We start from the raw sequence: 14668 nt of genomic DNA, 5'->3' as shown, positions 1-14668 counted from the left end.
GCTCGCGCATGATATCGGCGGCGCGCTTGAGGACGCGGCCGCGGGCCATGGGGCTCATCGCCGCCCATTCCTTCTGGGCACGTTTGGCCGAGGCGATGGCGCGCTCGACGATGGCAGGCGTTGCCGCATGCAGCCTTGCAATCACCTCGCCGGTGGCCGGGAAGATGCTTTCGAACGGCGTGCCGGTATTGTCCTCGACATAATCGCCGTCGATGAAATGCGAGGCTTTCGGCTGCGCTTCAGTTCTCATGGAGCTGGTCATCCTTTGATCCTGTCTGCGGCTTTCACGTGGAGTCAGACCCCGCTCCGGGTGTCTTGGTACATGTAGAGATTCGTGATCGGCTCTATGATGGTCCACATGCCCTTGATGTCAGGGGTAATGGTGACGAAGTCGTCGGGTTGAATGTCGAGCCTGGACCCGTCACTGAATGCGATTTCGGCCCGGCCGGCGGCGACGAAAAATGAGACCGGGCGTTCGTAGTGGATTTCGAACGGCACCGGGCCGACCGCTTCCCATCTTGTCCAGGAAGCCGTCTCCAGCTTGGTATTCTGTGTTGCTCTCTCCCGCCTTACCCGGTCGGTGGCGAAGTTACGATCCAACTGCACGGTCATGGTGGACCTCCGTTTGAGCTTTGAAATAGGGGACGTCCAAGGGTGCGAGCGGCTTCAGGCCGCGGATGATGTCTGAAGCCTTCTCCGCAATCATGAAGGTGGCCGCGTTGATATTTGCGCTCGGAATGGAAGGAATGACCGACGCGTCGACGATGCGCAGCCGCTCCGCACCGATCACTCGCAGGTCGAGATCAACGACCGATCGAGGGTCATTCGCGCGGCCCATGCGAGCGGTTCCACACGGATGGAAGGAGCTGGAGACATCTTGCCGGATGAAGGCTTCTAGGTCGGCATCCGTGACACAGCGTGCACCAGGCGCGTCCTCGCGTTTCCGGTAGGGCGCGAAGGCGGGTTGCGCCAGGATTTCGCGACCCATCTTCAATCCCTGCAACGTTTCGCGTCGATCACGTTCGGTATTCAGATAGTTCGGATCAATGAGTGGCGGTTGAGAAGGATCCGCCGAGCGCAGGCGAACCGTCCCGCGGCTCTCCGGGCGCATCGGTCCGACCCCGAGCCGGTAGCCGCCGATCCGCGGATCGGGAATCCAGTTCGGGCCGAAGAACACCGGGAAGAAATGAATCTGGAGGTTGGGATGGCTGATCGTGGCATCGCTTCGAAGGAACGCGCCGACATGGCATTGATTTACGGCGGCCGGTCCTTTCTTGAGGAGGAACCATTGGATGCCTGCCGAAACCATCTTGTCTGGCCGGAGATATTGGTTGAGGCTATGTCTCAGATCGGATTCGACCTGGATGTGGGTCTCAAAGTGGTCCTGTAAATTCTGCCCAAGCATTGGGACGTCGAGAATGGGCCGGATTCCCAGCCGACGAAGGTCATTGGCGGGGCCGACCCCGGAAAGCATAAGGGTCTGGGGGCTGCCGAAGGAGCCGGAACTCAGGATGACCTCCTGCGATGCGAAGACGTCGGTGATTTCCGACCCGCGTTTGACGCGAACGCCAATGGCCCGACACCCCTCGAAGAGTATCTTCAGCACCTGGCACCCGGTCTGTACATGGAGGTTCTTTCGTACCGGCTGCGAACGCAGATACGAATTCGACGAGCTGGACCTCACGCCGTCGCCGACGCTCATCTCGAATTTGCCGACGCCTTCCTGACGGAACCCGTTGAAATCCACGGTTTCCTGGTGGCCTGCTTGTCGTCCCGCATCCAGAAATGCCTGGTTTAGGGCGCCGAGGTGTTGCTGCTTCTTCACGCGGACCACTCCTTCCGATGATCGAAAGGGGCCTGCAGCGTCTTCGAGACGTTCGAAGCGTTTGAAGTAAGGAAGGCAGTCTCGATATCCCCACCCTTCGCAGCCGTCCTGATCGCGCCAATTGTCGAAATCCAATGGGTTGCCACGCAGGAATGTCATGCCGTTAATCGAGGACGAACCGCCAAGCACACGGCCTCGCGGCTGGTCGATCTCGCGATTGTCCAGATTGGCCTGAGGTGTGGTCTTGAACCAATAATTATAGGCGCTGGTCGGCTTGAATGCGGAGCGAAGGCCGGCGGGCATGCGCAGGATCCAACTCCTGTCTGACGGGCCTGCTTCAAGCAGCAGCACGGAAGCGCGTTCATCTTCGCTGAGCCTGCTGGCGAGAACGCACCCCGCCGTGCCTGCTCCAACTATGATGAAATCGTATCCTTCGGCGCGAAAGGTTCTCAATGCGGTTCTCCATATTACAGGACAGCAACGTCACGCTCTCCAACGGGCAATCCTTTGCGACACCTGAAGACTAGACTGACGTATTGGGATTGGTAAAATGAGAAGTCTTTATGGGCAGTATTGAGGATTTTAATAGTGATTGACCTGGATATCAGACTGCTGAAATCCTTCCTCACGGTAGCGTCCGAAAGGAGCTTTTCCAGAGCAGGTGAAAAGCTCGCCTGTTCGCAGGCAACCGTATCGTTGCGGATAAAAGCCCTGGAAGACGGTATTGGCCGTAAGCTGTTCGAACGGAGCTACCATCTTGTGGAGCTGAGCGCCGCCGGGCGGGAACTGCTGCCCCACGTGCAAGGATTGCTCGATCGTCACGATGCGCTGCTGGATTTTCTGCGAAACGGCAAGTTGGCGGGCACCGTCAATTTCGGCGTCGCAGAAGACTACGGTGAGGCTTTTCTGTCGCGATTGATGCGGGTGATGGACGAGTCATTTCCGGGGATCGAATTGAACGTGACCTGCTCCATGAGCGTAAAGCTTGAGAAGCTCCTGGAAGCACGCAAGCTGGACCTCGCAATCGTCACACTTCCGAATACCAGGAAGCATTCTACGATACTTCGCCGACCGAAACTCGTCTGGGTTTCGTCGAGCGAGTATGTGCATGACAAGAAGAGACCGTTGCCCATGGCGTTCTATGCCGAAGGATGCGCGTTTCGTGCGGCCACAATCGAATTGCTTCGCGAGAAGGGCATGCCATATCGGGAGGTGGTCACCACTGGAAGCGGGGAGGTCATCAAAAGCGCGGTGAGCTCCGGAACGGCGATTACCGTCATGGCAGAGGGGACGGTTCCTCCGGGCTTCATAGTGCTGCCACGGGAAGCGGGACTCCCCGAGCTTCCAGTGAGCTGTATCCAGCTTGTTGAACGGGAGGACGGCATCTCCAAGGCCGCGCAACAGGTCAAGTCGTCGGTCATGAAGCTTTTGGGCGTTCAGCTCGCGGCGTAGGAATCTCTGGCGCCTAAACATGTTGAGATGTTCGCCGCACCGCACCATCGTCACCCTTTGGGCATCGATATGTTCGAAAATGGGGCGTTCTTCGGGGAAGACTACTGTCCTTCTACGCTGCGGCACGAAATAGGCCGCTACGGTCGCCGGCAGGACGGGATTCTAGTAGAGCGCGGGGCAGTTGCGATGATCACAAGTAAAGATGAAAGCAGGCCCCCGCAACCACGCTACAGCACGACATGCTATCCCGCAGTAGCCCAAAACTACGATACAGTACGCCCCCGCACTGCGGTCAAACGCCAAACCCCCGTCATAAAAACAAATTCCAAGACCCACAGGTGCAAAGCGCGGAGCACACGTTCGTGCGGATAAAGCGCGCGTCCGATAAGCAGACAACGTAGCTGTAGGTCAACAGCCTCTGCCCGGATGACGGCCAAGCCGCCACGCCAGCTCCCGAGCGATTCCTGCGGGGGCGTCGTCGGGGATGGCGAAGACGCAACTGATGTTGATTTCGCAGAGCACGTATGTGTCGTTGCCGGCGGAGTCTCGCGGTCCGTAAAGGAAATCGGCGTCCCAGATGACGGGAAGCGACCGCCGGTCGACCCCGAGCGCCGACATCATCTGCGGCGTCCACTCGTTTTCCATCTTTGCCCTCAAGGGTTGGAAGGGTGTTGCGGTTGCCGGATGCATGATCCTCGGGCCGGGCTGCAACGCCTCCGGTCCCGAGCCGGGCAGCGGCGTGATCAGCGCCTTGATCAACTGTTGGCCGTAGCCGACCACTTTGTCACCGCACATGTAGCAGCGGATCATGCCTTCCGGCAGGCGGGTTTGGAACGGCTGGTCAACGATGCGCCCGCCATTCTCGAAATATGGTTCGCATCGGGCGACAAACGCATCGGGCTCGATCTTTTCCGGGACGCTTCCGGCTTTCGCTTCCAGCACGGTCACCAATGTCTCGCCGCCCGCCGACGGTTCTATCAGCTCGACCTTCCAGACGCCCTGACCGCCGTTGCCCCGGTTTCGCTTCAGTACCCGAGGCGAGCCGGCCCGCAGCGTTATGGGGAAGGCCCCGCGGAACTCTTTGGCCGACCGGTAGACCAACGTGTCCACGCCCCATCCAAGGTGCCTCGTCTCGTAAAGCACCTCCTTCACGCCCATCTTCAGGATGACGTCCGGATGCGCGCTGACGAAGACGCCGGCTTCGGCCACCTGACGCAGAAGCGAATCCAGAACCTTGCGAGATTTCCCGTCGTCCAGCGGATTGACCCAGACGAGGACGGCGTCGACGGCGTGAAGCTGTCGAAGGAGGTCATCCGCGAACGCCTCGTCGAACACCGCGGGCTCCGGCGCGAATCCCGCAGCCTCCAGTTCCTCGAAGATCTTGTGGTAACGGCTGTTGGTCTTCGTCGCTGCATTCCGGGCCTCGCGGTCACCGCGCCAGACGATCGCGACCTTTTTCACGTTTCCGCTCATGGATGAACTCCGACCGTCAGGCCGTAGGCGAGTCCGGCGAGCGCGCATGCCGCGAGCACCTTTAGCATGTCGATCTTGAACCGGAAGACGGCGATCACCGCGGCGAGCGTCAGCGCCAGCGAGGGCAGGTTGACTGAAGCCAGAACGGGCAGGTCGACCGAGGTCCCGAAGCCGCTCACCGTGCGAACCTCGGAAAACAGAACATGGAGAGCGAACCAGACGGCAAGATTGAGGATGATGCCGACAACGGCGGCGGTTATGGCCGACAATGCGGACGACAGAGCTTTGTTGCGGCGGAGCGTCTCCATGAACGGCCCGCCGAGCAGGATCCACAGGAAGCAGGGAACGAAGGTGACCCAGGTCGTCAACAGCCCGCCGAGCGTGCCGGCAAGCAGGGGCGACATCCCACCCGGCGACCGGTAGGCGCCCAGGAAGCCGACGAACTGCGTGACCATGATCAGCGGGCCGGGCGTCGTTTCGGCCAGACCCAGGCCGTCCAGCATCTCGCCCGGCTTCAGCCAGCCATAGTGGTTGACCGCTTCCTGGGCGACGTAGGACAGGACGGCATAGGCGCCGCCGAAGGTCACCATAGCCATCTTCGAGAAGAAGATGGCGATGTCCGAGAAGACGTTGTGCTGGCCGAGAAAGACGAACAGAAGGAGGATCGGCCCGAACCAGGCGATCGCGCCGGCGACGGCGACCTTCAGGAGCCATCGCGCGTTCGGCCGGGTATGTTCGGGAATGCCCTCTCCTAGCAGGCTGTCGGCGTCGGCGAGATGCTTGCCGCCGGCCTTTCCGTGACCGCTCCCTGGTGAGAACGTCTTCCAGCCGGCCTTGCCGCCGACAAAGCCGATCAGGCCTGCGACGATGACCACGAGAGGGAACGGCGCCTGGAACAACGCCAGCGCCACGAAGGCGGCAGCGGCCAGTCCTATCATGACGTTGTTCTTCAGCGACCTGCTACCGATCCGAATGACCGCACCGAGAACGATCGCCAGCACCGCAGCCTTCAGGCCGAAGAACAGCGCCTGGACCGCGCCGACGTTTCCGTAAAGCGCGTAAATCCAGCTCAGGCCCATGATCGCGATCGCACCCGGCAGCACGAACAGCGTGCCCGCGACGAGGGCGCCCTTCGTCTTGTGAAGGAGCCAGCCGATATAGATCGCGAGCTGCTGCGCTTCCGGCCCTGGGAGCAGCGTGCAGTAGTTCAGGGCGTGGAGGAAACGGTCGTCGCCGATCCAGCGTTTCTCCTCGACGATGATCCTATGCATGACCGCGATCTGTCCGGCGGGCCCGCCGAAGCTCAGAGCGGCGACCCGTGCCCAGACCTTCACGGCCTCCGAAAACGGCAGGCCGTGTCCGACCGCTTCGATCGTCTTGTTTTCCTCGTTCATCACCATCGCCATGTTATTGCCCCGTCCTTGCGTTCGGCCAGTTATGCGTTTCGGCGGTCGCATCCCGGCACCATCGGTAGAAAGCATCGTAGAGAATCATTCCCGCTTCCAACTGTTCGAGGTCGTCGTTGTACATGCGCGATAGCCCGAGAGAGGCTGCCAGCAGCCCCGGCACCTCGGGCGCAAGTTCCGGCCGACCCGTGTCCGCGCCCCTGACGATCGTCGCGAGATGGAGAAGGGGCTCCGACTTCAGTCCGAACTCCTCGATCATCACGTCGAAGGTACAGAGTTCGCCGCGATGCGACCAGAAGGCGTCCTCGACGTCGAACGGCGTCGCGCCGAAGCGGTCGCCGACCAGCGAGACCTCGGAAGCGGGAACGAAGAGGAAGACGGCAGAAGGATCCACGAAACGACGGATCAGCCAGGGGCATGCGATCCGGTCGATCTTCGGGCGCGAGCGGGTCACCCAGACCGTGCGGCCCTGCGCATCGCGCGGAGGCATCTTGTCATCGGGGACAAGCGGGCCACCCGCCTTCCTCCAGGCTTCGAAGCCGCCTTCCAGAACCTCGGCCTCGGCGCCGGTGTGTCTCAAATAGGCGGCGACGCCATGGCTGAGCTTTCGCCCTTGCTGGCAGACGATCACGACCGGTCCGGTAACGGAGGACGCCCACGTGGCGACGTCGCGATAGTCCCGCCGGACCGAGCCGGGAAGCAGCCTTGGGTCGGCAGCAAAATCCTCGTCGATGCGGACGTCGATCAGTGTGGGGGCGCTCGGCGTGCCGACGATGCGGTTCAGCTTGTCGGGGGTGATTTCAAGAAATGACGGCATGGCAGCGCGTCCTCCGTTTGCTACGGGTTGAAAGGACGCGATTCTTCGGCCGTGGCCTCGTGGGGCGATCGCTGCCCCATACCGCAAAATTCGCAAAGCACGGCCGTTATGTCAAGCAGCCCATCAACAGGCCCTCAGTACTCGCAATTCGGCTTGCCAGCCGCGATCGCCGCCGAAAATAGGGCTGTTCAGGCGTGACTGAGGTTGCGGGATGAAAACCATTCATCTTTCCGACACATGGCATGCGCAAGGCATAGTGCGACAGACAAGACTGAAGGCTGGCTTTCGCGGGCCATTGCCGTCGATAATCTTGCCCAGCTCGCGGCCACGCGCCGCGCAGTCGACCATTGCTCGTCCCGAATCTCGCGAGTCGGTTTTGAAATGCGATCTTGAAATGGTTCAGACAAAGGAAGGGCTCGATGAAATCATTGGCGAAAAATCGACTAAAACTAACATGTATATGACATTTTCCCGTTTGAAACCAATGACTAAAAGCCCACGCCGGTCAACAGCGATATCGTGGCCAGCGAGTTGAGTATATCGTTGTTCACTTGATTTGTTACAATCGTTACAATAGCATTGAACGATGTCTTCTCTATCCTGGCTCCTTATGACCTACAAGGTCCCGTCCGAACCAGCCGCCAAGCGCATCGCGCTGTGGCGGCGCCTCAAAGGCTTGGGTGCCGTCTATCTGCAGAACGGCGTCTGTCTTTTGCCGAAGACCGACGATCACGTCCGCCGCCTGAAAATGCTGGAGAATGACGTCTTCGAGATGGGCGGGGAGTCGGTAATTCTCGAGACCGTAGGGATCGATCGCGCACAGGAAGATAAGGTCGTCAGCCGGTTTAGCGCTGATCGCGACGAACAGTACCGCGAATTTCTCGGACGCTGTGCGGATTTCGAGAAAGAGATCGCCAAGGAGATTGCGATCAACAAATTCACCTATGCGGAGCTCGAAGAAGAAGACACCGACCTGAAGAAGCTCCAGGGATGGCTGGAGAAGATCCGCAAGCTCGATTTCTACGGCGCGCCCCTTGCCGAAGAGGCGGCAGCGCGTTTGCGCATTTGCGAGGAACTCCTCGACAGCTATGCCCAACGCGTGTTCGACGCCCAAGACGAGAATCGATGAGATGGCAAATCAGGACGGAACAGTAGCAGGGCCGACGACAAACAATCGCATTCCGGCCGGCATCTGGGCGCTTGGCCTCGTTTCGATGTTGATGGATATCTCATCGGAGATGATCCATGCTCTCCTGCCGGTTTACATGGTCTCTGTGCTTGGCACCTCCACCTTCGCGGTCGGGATTATCGAAGGCATTGCCGAGGCAACGGCTTCGATCACCAAGGTGTTCTCCGGGGCTTTGAGCGATTGGCTCGGCCGGCGCAAATTTCTCGCGGCGCTCGGTTACGGCCTCGCCGCGATCACCAAGCCGACCTTTCCACTCGCATCTTCCCTGGACTGGCTCATCGCGGCGCGATTTATCGACCGCGTCGGCAAAGGGATCCGCGGTGCGCCGCGGGATGCGCTTGTTGCCGATATCGCTCCCCCTGAGCTGCGCGGCGCAAGCTTCGGTCTACGCCAGTCGCTCGACACGATCGGCGCATTTCTCGGTCCGCTCATGGCGATCGGTCTCATGTGGGTGACTGCCGATCATTTCCAGACGGTGTTCTGGATTGCGGTTCTTCCAGCCTTCCTTTCTGTCGGTGTGCTGCTGTTCCTCGTCAAGGAGCCCGAGCGACCGCGGGAGCTCCGCCGCGTTCGCATGCCCCTGCACAGGGATGAACTGCGCCGCCTCGGCAAATCGTACTGGTGGGTCGTGGCCGTTGCCGCGGTATTCACGCTCGCCCGTTTCAGCGAGGCGTTCCTCATCCTGAAGGCACAGTCGATCGGCATGCCGATAGCCTTGGTGCCGCTTGCACTGGTCCTTATGAGCCTGGCCTATTCCCTCTCGGCTTATCCCGCCGGCATCCTTTCAGACAAGGTGGATCGGTTCACCATTCTTGTTATCGGTCTGTCGCTGCTTGTCTGCGCCGACCTCGTCCTCGCGTTCACGCAAAGTGTCGTCGGCGCTGGACTGGGCGTCGTTCTGTGGGGCCTGCATATGGGGTTCACACAAGGGCTGCTGGCGAAGCTGATCGCCGATACGTCACCTGCAGAATTGCGCGGCACAGCCTTCGGCATGTTCAATCTGGTCACCGGGGTGGCATTGCTGATCGCCAGTGTCATCGCGGGCGCGCTTTGGGATTTCACTGGCCCGCGAGGAACTTTCCTCGCGGGCGCAGGATTCGCAGCGCTGACGATCATGGGGCTGGCGGCCGTCCGCGCCCGGCTTCCCGCGCAGGGGAGCATCTGACCGGAAGGCAGCAGATGGATCGAACTGATCTTAGAGTGTCGATTTGCTCAGACCGTATGTTCTCGGGGTGAAGGTGGCTCACCCCCGCGATAAGCTGAGATCGGGGGTTGCTTCGGATTGGCCGAAGCCGAGCCCCAAGCTTAGCGAGGGTGAACCATGGATCAGCATAACAGGCTTTTTGTCGGTTTGGACGTCTCGAAACTGAAGATTTCTGTAGCCGTCGCGGATGGCGAGCGGGGTGGTGAAGTAAGGTTTTATGGGGACATAGCCTCGGATCCTAACTCGGTGACGAGCATCGTGGAAAAATTGGCGAAGCGAGGAGCTGCCCTCCACTTCTGCTATGAGGCCGGACCGACAGGTTACGAGCTTTACCGTCAGCTTACCGGGATGGGTCACGACTGCGTGGTGGTCGCACCGTCCCTGATACCAAAGCGCCCTGGTGATCGGGTGAAGACGAACCGGCGCGACGCAGTCAGCCTGGCAAGGCTACATCGTGCAGGTGAGCTGACGGCAGTTTGGGTTCCAGATCGCGGACACGAAGCCATGCGCGATCTCGTGCGGGCCCGAGAAGCAGCCCAGGAGGCTCAAAAGCGGGCGCGTCAGCAGCTTCAGTCATTCCTACTTCGACATGGCCGCATCTATTCGGGCCGCTCATCTTGGTCGCTGGCACATATGCGGTGGATATCGACCCTGAAGTTCGAGCATCCGGCGCACTTCATTGTGCTCAAGGAATACTGCCAGGCGATCGAGGATGCCGAGGTGCGCTTAAAGCGTCTGACCGATCTGATCTCGGAGACTGTCAAATCCTGGACGATGGCTCCTGTTGTCGAAGCATATCAGGCGTTACGAGGCGTGTCGTTGATTGCCGCCGTCGTCTTTGTTGCCGAAATTGGCGACATCCGCCGCTTCGAAAATCCCCGCCAGCTGATGGCCTTTCTTGGCCTCGTTCCGTCAGAGAGCTCGACAGGTGAACATGTCAAACGTGGCGGGATCACTAAGGCCGGGAACTCTCGGGCCCGTCGCATGCTGGTCGAAGGCGCATGGGCTTACCGCTTCCCTGCGCGGGTAAGTCGAACCAAGCAAGCGCAGTTGGAAGGCCTACCGAGAACCGTTCGCGAAATAGCCTGGAAAGGTCAGCTACGCCTCTGCACTCGCTATCGAAAAATGATCCTCGCGGGGAAGCACAAGGCCATCGCGATCACCGCGATCGCTAGAGAAATGGGGGCCTTCCTGTGGGCTATCGGTCAGGAAGTGCAACCAGCTGACCTCGCTTAGCCAAGCACCGCATATCGCGCGCATTAGAAAGAGGAGGCAAGATCGAACATCCGCTGATGCTCAATGTTGGAGGCAGGGCTCGGTCGGGGAATCTTCGATGGAATTGAGTGGCCGACTACGTCGATGCCCGTGCTTAGACAGAAGCAGCCCCAGGCGTACACACGGAAATGCGGTATCCAACCCGCGTATAAGAGTTTGCAAACCGTCGTCTTGAGGCCCTGTCTCCTACATTGCGCATTAGCTACACCATGCAGGACCAGCCATTATTGGCTGGACGAATAGTCGTGGCCAAGCCGCTTGCAAATGAACATAAGAATTCCAACGAGACGAAAATTGCGCCAAGATCGACGGGGGTAGTGGTCTGCGCTTGAGTTTGATCTGCTGTTATCGGCATGATTGGCCTCCAGAGAGTTTTCTGGCGACCTCACTCTGCCACGGTGCAGGCCGCCGCTACTCACCCCTGAGAGATCTCAAGGCGAAGAATGCAGCGGCGTGGCGCACACGTAAATCTTCTATAGACGTTGTAATTCATATGCATTACGATTGGTCTTTCAGTTGGAGATAACTATGGCTTCGAACGCACTCGTTCAAACTCGCATTGATGCTGACGTTCGAGATCGTGCCTCTGCGGTGCTTGAGAGCATGGGTCTTACGGTGTCGGACGCAGTTCGTATCTTACTCACCCGGACGGCGAACGAGGGAGCATTACCGCTCGAACTTATATCAGGCAGCGAAGCTCATGATACTTGGTTTCGCAGTAAGGTCCTTGAAGCGCTGAACGACACGCGACCCGACGTTTCTGATGATGAAGTCGAGGCTCATTTCGAAAAACGGCGAGCGGCAGCGCGCGTTAAAGCAGCGGCGCGCAAGTCGTGAAGCTTACCTGGTCAGCGTTTGCGCTGTCAGATCGAGATGCCATCTTCACCTTTATCGAGGCGGATAGTCCCTCAGCTGCCATCATGGTCGACGAACGGATCGTCGCGGCTGCTCGTCGCTTAATTGATTTTCCGGCGAGTGGTCGTGTTGGCAGAATTGCCGGGACGCGCGAACTGGTGATCAACGGTACCCCATATGTCGCGGCTTATGCTGTAACGCAATCGGCGGTTCGTATTCTCCGCGTACTTCATGGCGCACAAGAATGGCCAGACACTATTCCTACAAGCTAGGCTTCGAACTTCATGTCTGGGATCAACGGGTCGCCAATTCGATTCCGTTCAAAAGCAACGTCCCCGTCACCCGTCTCACGACAGCGGATCCGAAAACAAAATACATTCGCTCGTCTCGATAAGAAGCTGTCGTCGGCCACGTCCGTGGCTGGTAAAGGCATGGCCAAACGCTGAACCGGCTAACCGCCTTAGCTCGACTGGGCAGCCGCGCTGAGCTTGCGACTTCCTTCAAGCAAATGACCCTGCAAAATTGCACTTGCAGCGTCGATATCCCGATCTCTGCAAGCATTTAGCAGAGCACGGTGCTCCTCCTGCGATTGCTGCTCATAGTCCAGGCTTGAAAGCAATACCCTCACATAGCGGTCGGCTGCATCGTGGTGGGTAGCAATGAGGCCGATAAGCCGCTCATTTTGGCAGGCACCATAAAGTGTCATGTGGAACTGCTTATTCAGCGCCCCCCAACGCCCCACATCCATCTCAGCGTCGATCTGTGCGAGAAGCGTTGCAGCCCTGTCCAGATCGGCTGTCGTCAGCCCTGCATATGACAGGTGCAAGGCTTCCGTCTCCAGTAGCGAGCGAATGGAATAGATCTCCACAATCTCCTTGGCATCCATTCTTGCCACGAAGGCGCCCTTTGTCGGGTGAATGGTTACGAGGCCCTCGCTTTCCAGAAGCCTCAAGGCATCACGCACAGGCATGCGGCTGAAACCAAATCGCGCGGCCAGCTCGTCTTGTCGGAGCGCGACGCCACCGCGAAGCTCGCCACCGGAAATTGCCTCGCGAAGAACCCTTGCGATACGATCGGCCACGGTCTCCGGCCGAATAGTTTCAGCATTTATTGCGACGAAATCGTCCATTGCCAACCTTCTCCGAGACAGCAATTTTCTTGATCATATCAGCGAATCTCGTATACGAGTATACGCGAATAGGAGAGTTTTGCTATGCGTTTATCGTCGGGGGCCGTGCCCTATTTCAGTCAGTGGGAAACGCCGGAGATGACGTCGCCTGTGCTTGCCGAAGGATCTGCGGCCCTGCTGCATGATCCGCGCTGGCGGCAATCGGGCGCCGAGACGGTAGAGGAATATGCGCGCTGGGCGGTCAATGTCTGCGGCATGGCCTGCCTGAAGATGATCCTGGCAGCGCGCGGCGACCTGCATCCGACGCTTGCTCTCGCCCGTGGCTGCACCGCCTATGGCGGCTATGTCGTCAACGAACTGGATGCTTCGATCAAGGGACTGATCTATGCGCCTTTCGTGACCTATGTGGGCGAGCGCTTCGGGCTCTCGGCAGAAACGATGACGGGTGTCGCGACAGAGAGCATCCCCGGTCTGCTCGCCGAACGCCCATTCTTCATCGCCTCGGTCAATAGCGGCATACGCTGGCCGGAGCGCATGCCGCCCTCAAAAGGCGGGCATCTCGTTCTGGTGACGGCGGCCTCGGCTGATACGATCCGTTTCCACAATCCATCCGGCCATGATGCTGCGAGCCAGGCGGATGTGACGTTGCCGCTTGCCGTCTTCGACCGCTTCTTTGCCAATCGCGGCATCGCGGTCGGCTTCTGACATTTATTTCGACACCAGTTCATTTTGGAGATTTTCATGACATCTTCCCGGGGCAGGCTACGCATCGCCGTTCTCTTCGGCGGGCGCTCGGCCGAACACGACGTCTCCATCATGTCGGCGACGAATGTCGTAGGGGCACTGGAGCCCTCGAAATACGAGGCGGTGCCGATCTTCGTGACGCGGGAAGGCGAGTGGCTGCTTAGCCGTTTCGAAGATGGCGTCCTCGCCAGGCCGGCAAGCGGCACCGAAATCGCGCTGATGCCCGGGGGGCGCGGGCGCATGATCGCCATCGACGGTGGCAAGATGAGCGATGGCGGAAAGATCGATATTCTCTTCCCCGTATTGCATGGCATTTTTGGCGAGGACGGCTCGGTGCAGGGGCTGGCGGAAGTGGCTCGCGTGCCGCTGGTCGGCTGCGGCATCCTGGGTTCGGCGACGGCGCTCGACAAGGATATCGCCAAGCAGTTGCTGCGGGCGGCGGGACTGCCGGTGGCGCGGGCAGTGACCGTGCAGGTGGATCGGACGCCGTCCTTCGATGAGCTTGAAAGCGAGTTGGGATTGCCGCTGTTCGTCAAGCCGGCGCGTCAGGGCTCTTCGGTAGGCGTGCGCAAGGTTTCCGGCAGCCAGGAATTTGCGCCGGCGCTCGCGGAAGCCTTCAAGCATGACCGCAAGCTGCTTGCCGAAGAATTCATCCGCGGCCGCGAGATTGAGTGCAGCGTGCTTGAGGACACCAAGGGCGGCCTGTTCGTTTCCCGCCCGGGTGAGATAATCCCGGCCGACAGCCACGGCTTCTATAGCTACGATGCGAAATATATCGACGAGGACGGCGCGGCGCTGAAGGTTCCGGCAGAGCTTCCGCCAGAGGTCGAGACGAAGATCCGCGAGACGGCAGCGCTCGCCTTCCGGGCGCTCGGTTGCGACGGTATGGCGCGCGTCGATTTCTTCCTGACCGAGGACATGGCTTTTTTGGTCAACGAGGTGAACACCATTCCCGGATTCACCGATATCAGCATGTATGCGAAGGCGATGGCGGCAAGCGGCGTCAGCTATCCTGATGTCATCGATCGGCTGGTCGAGCATGGTCTCGTACGCGCCGGCCTCTGAGCCGCAAAATGTCTCTTCCCGGTGTGGCAGACATGCACCGGGAAGAAAAACGCCGCAGCTTCGTCTGCTCTTGTCACAACAACTGGAATAAACCGGATTAATTGCCGTGGCATGCCTGCGTCTGCTGTGTTTCTTGCGTTTTTGGCGGGTATGTATTTCATAACCTATTGAAAACTGGCGGTGCGCATCGTTTCAATTAGCCAGCAAAACCAAAGTCAGGGCGGCGCCAGCGAG

Annotated in this window: 15 protein-coding genes; 8 read left to right on the top strand and 7 right to left on the bottom strand. The window is 59.5% G+C overall.

The features are described 5' to 3' along the window. The 3 genes from O3S81_RS26155 to O3S81_RS26145 all read right to left on the bottom strand — a co-directional run. Positions 1 to 250 (bottom strand): aldehyde dehydrogenase family protein (locus tag O3S81_RS26155; RefSeq protein WP_269347783.1); only part of this gene is annotated, 250 nt, incomplete at its 3' end. Positions 251 to 294: 44 nt separating this feature from the next. Continuing rightward, on the bottom strand, positions 295 to 612 hold the full coding sequence (locus O3S81_RS26150) for a hypothetical protein (protein ID WP_269347782.1): 318 nt from the start codon (positions 610 to 612) through the stop codon (positions 295 to 297). Next, complete coding sequence (locus tag O3S81_RS26145) at positions 590 to 2278, bottom strand: choline dehydrogenase (RefSeq protein WP_269347780.1); 1689 nt, start codon at positions 2276 to 2278, stop codon at positions 590 to 592. Before O3S81_RS26145 ends, O3S81_RS26150 begins: the two co-directional genes overlap by 23 nt. 135 nt (positions 2279 to 2413) lie before the next feature. Between O3S81_RS26145 and O3S81_RS26140 the strand changes: the two genes are divergently transcribed. After that, a complete protein-coding gene (locus O3S81_RS26140; protein WP_269347779.1) occupies positions 2414 to 3277 on the top strand; it encodes a LysR family transcriptional regulator in 864 nt (287 codons plus the stop codon). Between the two features lie 408 nt (positions 3278 to 3685). Here O3S81_RS26140 and O3S81_RS26135 read toward each other — a convergent pair whose 3' ends face one another. The 3 genes from O3S81_RS26135 to O3S81_RS26125 are packed head-to-tail and all read right to left on the bottom strand — an operon-like array spanning position 3686 to position 6973. Further along, entirely contained in the window at positions 3686 to 4750 is a 1065-nt protein-coding gene (locus tag O3S81_RS26135) for a Cj0069 family protein (protein WP_269347777.1), read from the bottom strand. Then, a complete protein-coding gene (gene chrA / locus O3S81_RS26130) occupies positions 4747 to 6156 on the bottom strand; it encodes a chromate efflux transporter (RefSeq protein ID WP_269347774.1) in 1410 nt (469 codons plus the stop codon). The genes O3S81_RS26135 and chrA overlap by 4 nt, the downstream gene beginning before the upstream one ends. A gap of 1 nt (position 6157) precedes the next feature. Further along, a complete protein-coding gene (locus O3S81_RS26125) occupies positions 6158 to 6973 on the bottom strand; it encodes a sulfurtransferase/chromate resistance protein (protein ID WP_269347771.1) in 816 nt (271 codons plus the stop codon). 586 nt (positions 6974 to 7559) lie between these two features. On the opposite strand from O3S81_RS26125, the gene O3S81_RS26120 reads away from it, so the two are divergent. The 5 genes from O3S81_RS26120 (at position 7560) to O3S81_RS26100 (ending at position 11768) form a co-directional block, all read left to right on the top strand. Further along, positions 7560 to 8102, top strand: coding sequence for a Chromate resistance protein ChrB (locus tag O3S81_RS26120; protein WP_269347768.1), 543 nt, complete (start codon positions 7560 to 7562; stop codon positions 8100 to 8102). A 1-nt stretch (position 8103) separates the two neighbouring features. After that, positions 8104 to 9327, top strand: a complete 1224-nt coding sequence (locus O3S81_RS26115) for an MFS transporter (protein WP_269347766.1) — start codon at positions 8104 to 8106, stop codon at positions 9325 to 9327. Between the two features lie 156 nt (positions 9328 to 9483). Next, the gene (locus O3S81_RS26110; protein WP_269347764.1) at positions 9484 to 10602 is read left to right on the top strand and encodes an IS110 family transposase; all 1119 of its coding nucleotides are present in this window, start codon (positions 9484 to 9486) and stop codon (positions 10600 to 10602) included. Between the two features lie 567 nt (positions 10603 to 11169). Next, a complete protein-coding gene (locus O3S81_RS26105; RefSeq protein WP_269347762.1) occupies positions 11170 to 11478 on the top strand; it encodes a type II toxin-antitoxin system RelB/DinJ family antitoxin in 309 nt (102 codons plus the stop codon). After that, on the top strand, positions 11475 to 11768 hold the full coding sequence (locus O3S81_RS26100; RefSeq protein ID WP_269347760.1) for a type II toxin-antitoxin system RelE/ParE family toxin: 294 nt from the start codon (positions 11475 to 11477) through the stop codon (positions 11766 to 11768). Before O3S81_RS26105 ends, O3S81_RS26100 begins: the two co-directional genes overlap by 4 nt. A 188-nt stretch (positions 11769 to 11956) precedes the next feature. Here O3S81_RS26100 and O3S81_RS26095 read toward each other — a convergent pair whose 3' ends face one another. Continuing rightward, positions 11957 to 12625, bottom strand: a complete 669-nt coding sequence (locus O3S81_RS26095; RefSeq protein ID WP_269347758.1) for a GntR family transcriptional regulator — start codon at positions 12623 to 12625, stop codon at positions 11957 to 11959. Between the two features lie 84 nt (positions 12626 to 12709). On the opposite strand from O3S81_RS26095, the gene O3S81_RS26090 reads away from it, so the two are divergent. Then, positions 12710 to 13330: a C39 family peptidase gene (locus O3S81_RS26090; RefSeq protein WP_269347756.1), complete on the top strand. Its 621-nt coding sequence runs from the start codon at positions 12710 to 12712 to the stop codon at positions 13328 to 13330. A gap of 36 nt (positions 13331 to 13366) precedes the next feature. Beyond that, positions 13367 to 14434 carry a D-alanine--D-alanine ligase family protein gene (locus O3S81_RS26085; protein WP_269347754.1) on the top strand — a complete coding sequence of 356 codons (1068 nt, stop codon included), beginning with the start codon at positions 13367 to 13369 and terminating at the stop codon, positions 14432 to 14434. The last annotated feature ends 234 nt before the right edge of the window (positions 14435 to 14668 follow it).

It is taken from the genome of Agrobacterium sp. SOY23, assembly GCF_027212525.1.
Taxonomy (GTDB): Bacteria; Pseudomonadota; Alphaproteobacteria; order Rhizobiales; family Rhizobiaceae; genus Agrobacterium; species Agrobacterium tumefaciens_I.
The sequence above is the reverse complement of the archived record's forward strand: the minus strand, read 5'-3'. Positions and strand labels throughout refer to the sequence as shown.

What these genes read in the sequence shown, in the direction of transcription:
- O3S81_RS26150 (WP_269347782.1), bottom strand. Translation starts at nt 612, where the DNA reads ATGACCGTGCAGTTGGATCGTAACTTCGCCACCGACCGGGTAAGGCGG.
- O3S81_RS26095 (WP_269347758.1), bottom strand. Translation starts at nt 12,625, where the DNA reads ATGGACGATTTCGTCGCAATAAATGCTGAAACTATTCGGCCGGAGACC.
- O3S81_RS26090 (WP_269347756.1), top strand. Translation starts at nt 12,710, where the DNA reads ATGCGTTTATCGTCGGGGGCCGTGCCCTATTTCAGTCAGTGGGAAACG.
- O3S81_RS26120 (WP_269347768.1), top strand. Translation starts at nt 7,560, where the DNA reads ATGTCTTCTCTATCCTGGCTCCTTATGACCTACAAGGTCCCGTCCGAA.
- O3S81_RS26125 (WP_269347771.1), bottom strand. Translation starts at nt 6,973, where the DNA reads ATGCCGTCATTTCTTGAAATCACCCCCGACAAGCTGAACCGCATCGTC.
- O3S81_RS26110 (WP_269347764.1), top strand. Translation starts at nt 9,484, where the DNA reads ATGGATCAGCATAACAGGCTTTTTGTCGGTTTGGACGTCTCGAAACTG.
- O3S81_RS26135 (WP_269347777.1), bottom strand. Translation starts at nt 4,750, where the DNA reads ATGAGCGGAAACGTGAAAAAGGTCGCGATCGTCTGGCGCGGTGACCGC.
- O3S81_RS26085 (WP_269347754.1), top strand. Translation starts at nt 13,367, where the DNA reads ATGACATCTTCCCGGGGCAGGCTACGCATCGCCGTTCTCTTCGGCGGG.
- O3S81_RS26105 (WP_269347762.1), top strand. Translation starts at nt 11,170, where the DNA reads ATGGCTTCGAACGCACTCGTTCAAACTCGCATTGATGCTGACGTTCGA.
- O3S81_RS26115 (WP_269347766.1), top strand. Translation starts at nt 8,104, where the DNA reads ATGGCAAATCAGGACGGAACAGTAGCAGGGCCGACGACAAACAATCGC.
- chrA (WP_269347774.1), bottom strand. Translation starts at nt 6,156, where the DNA reads ATGGCGATGGTGATGAACGAGGAAAACAAGACGATCGAAGCGGTCGGA.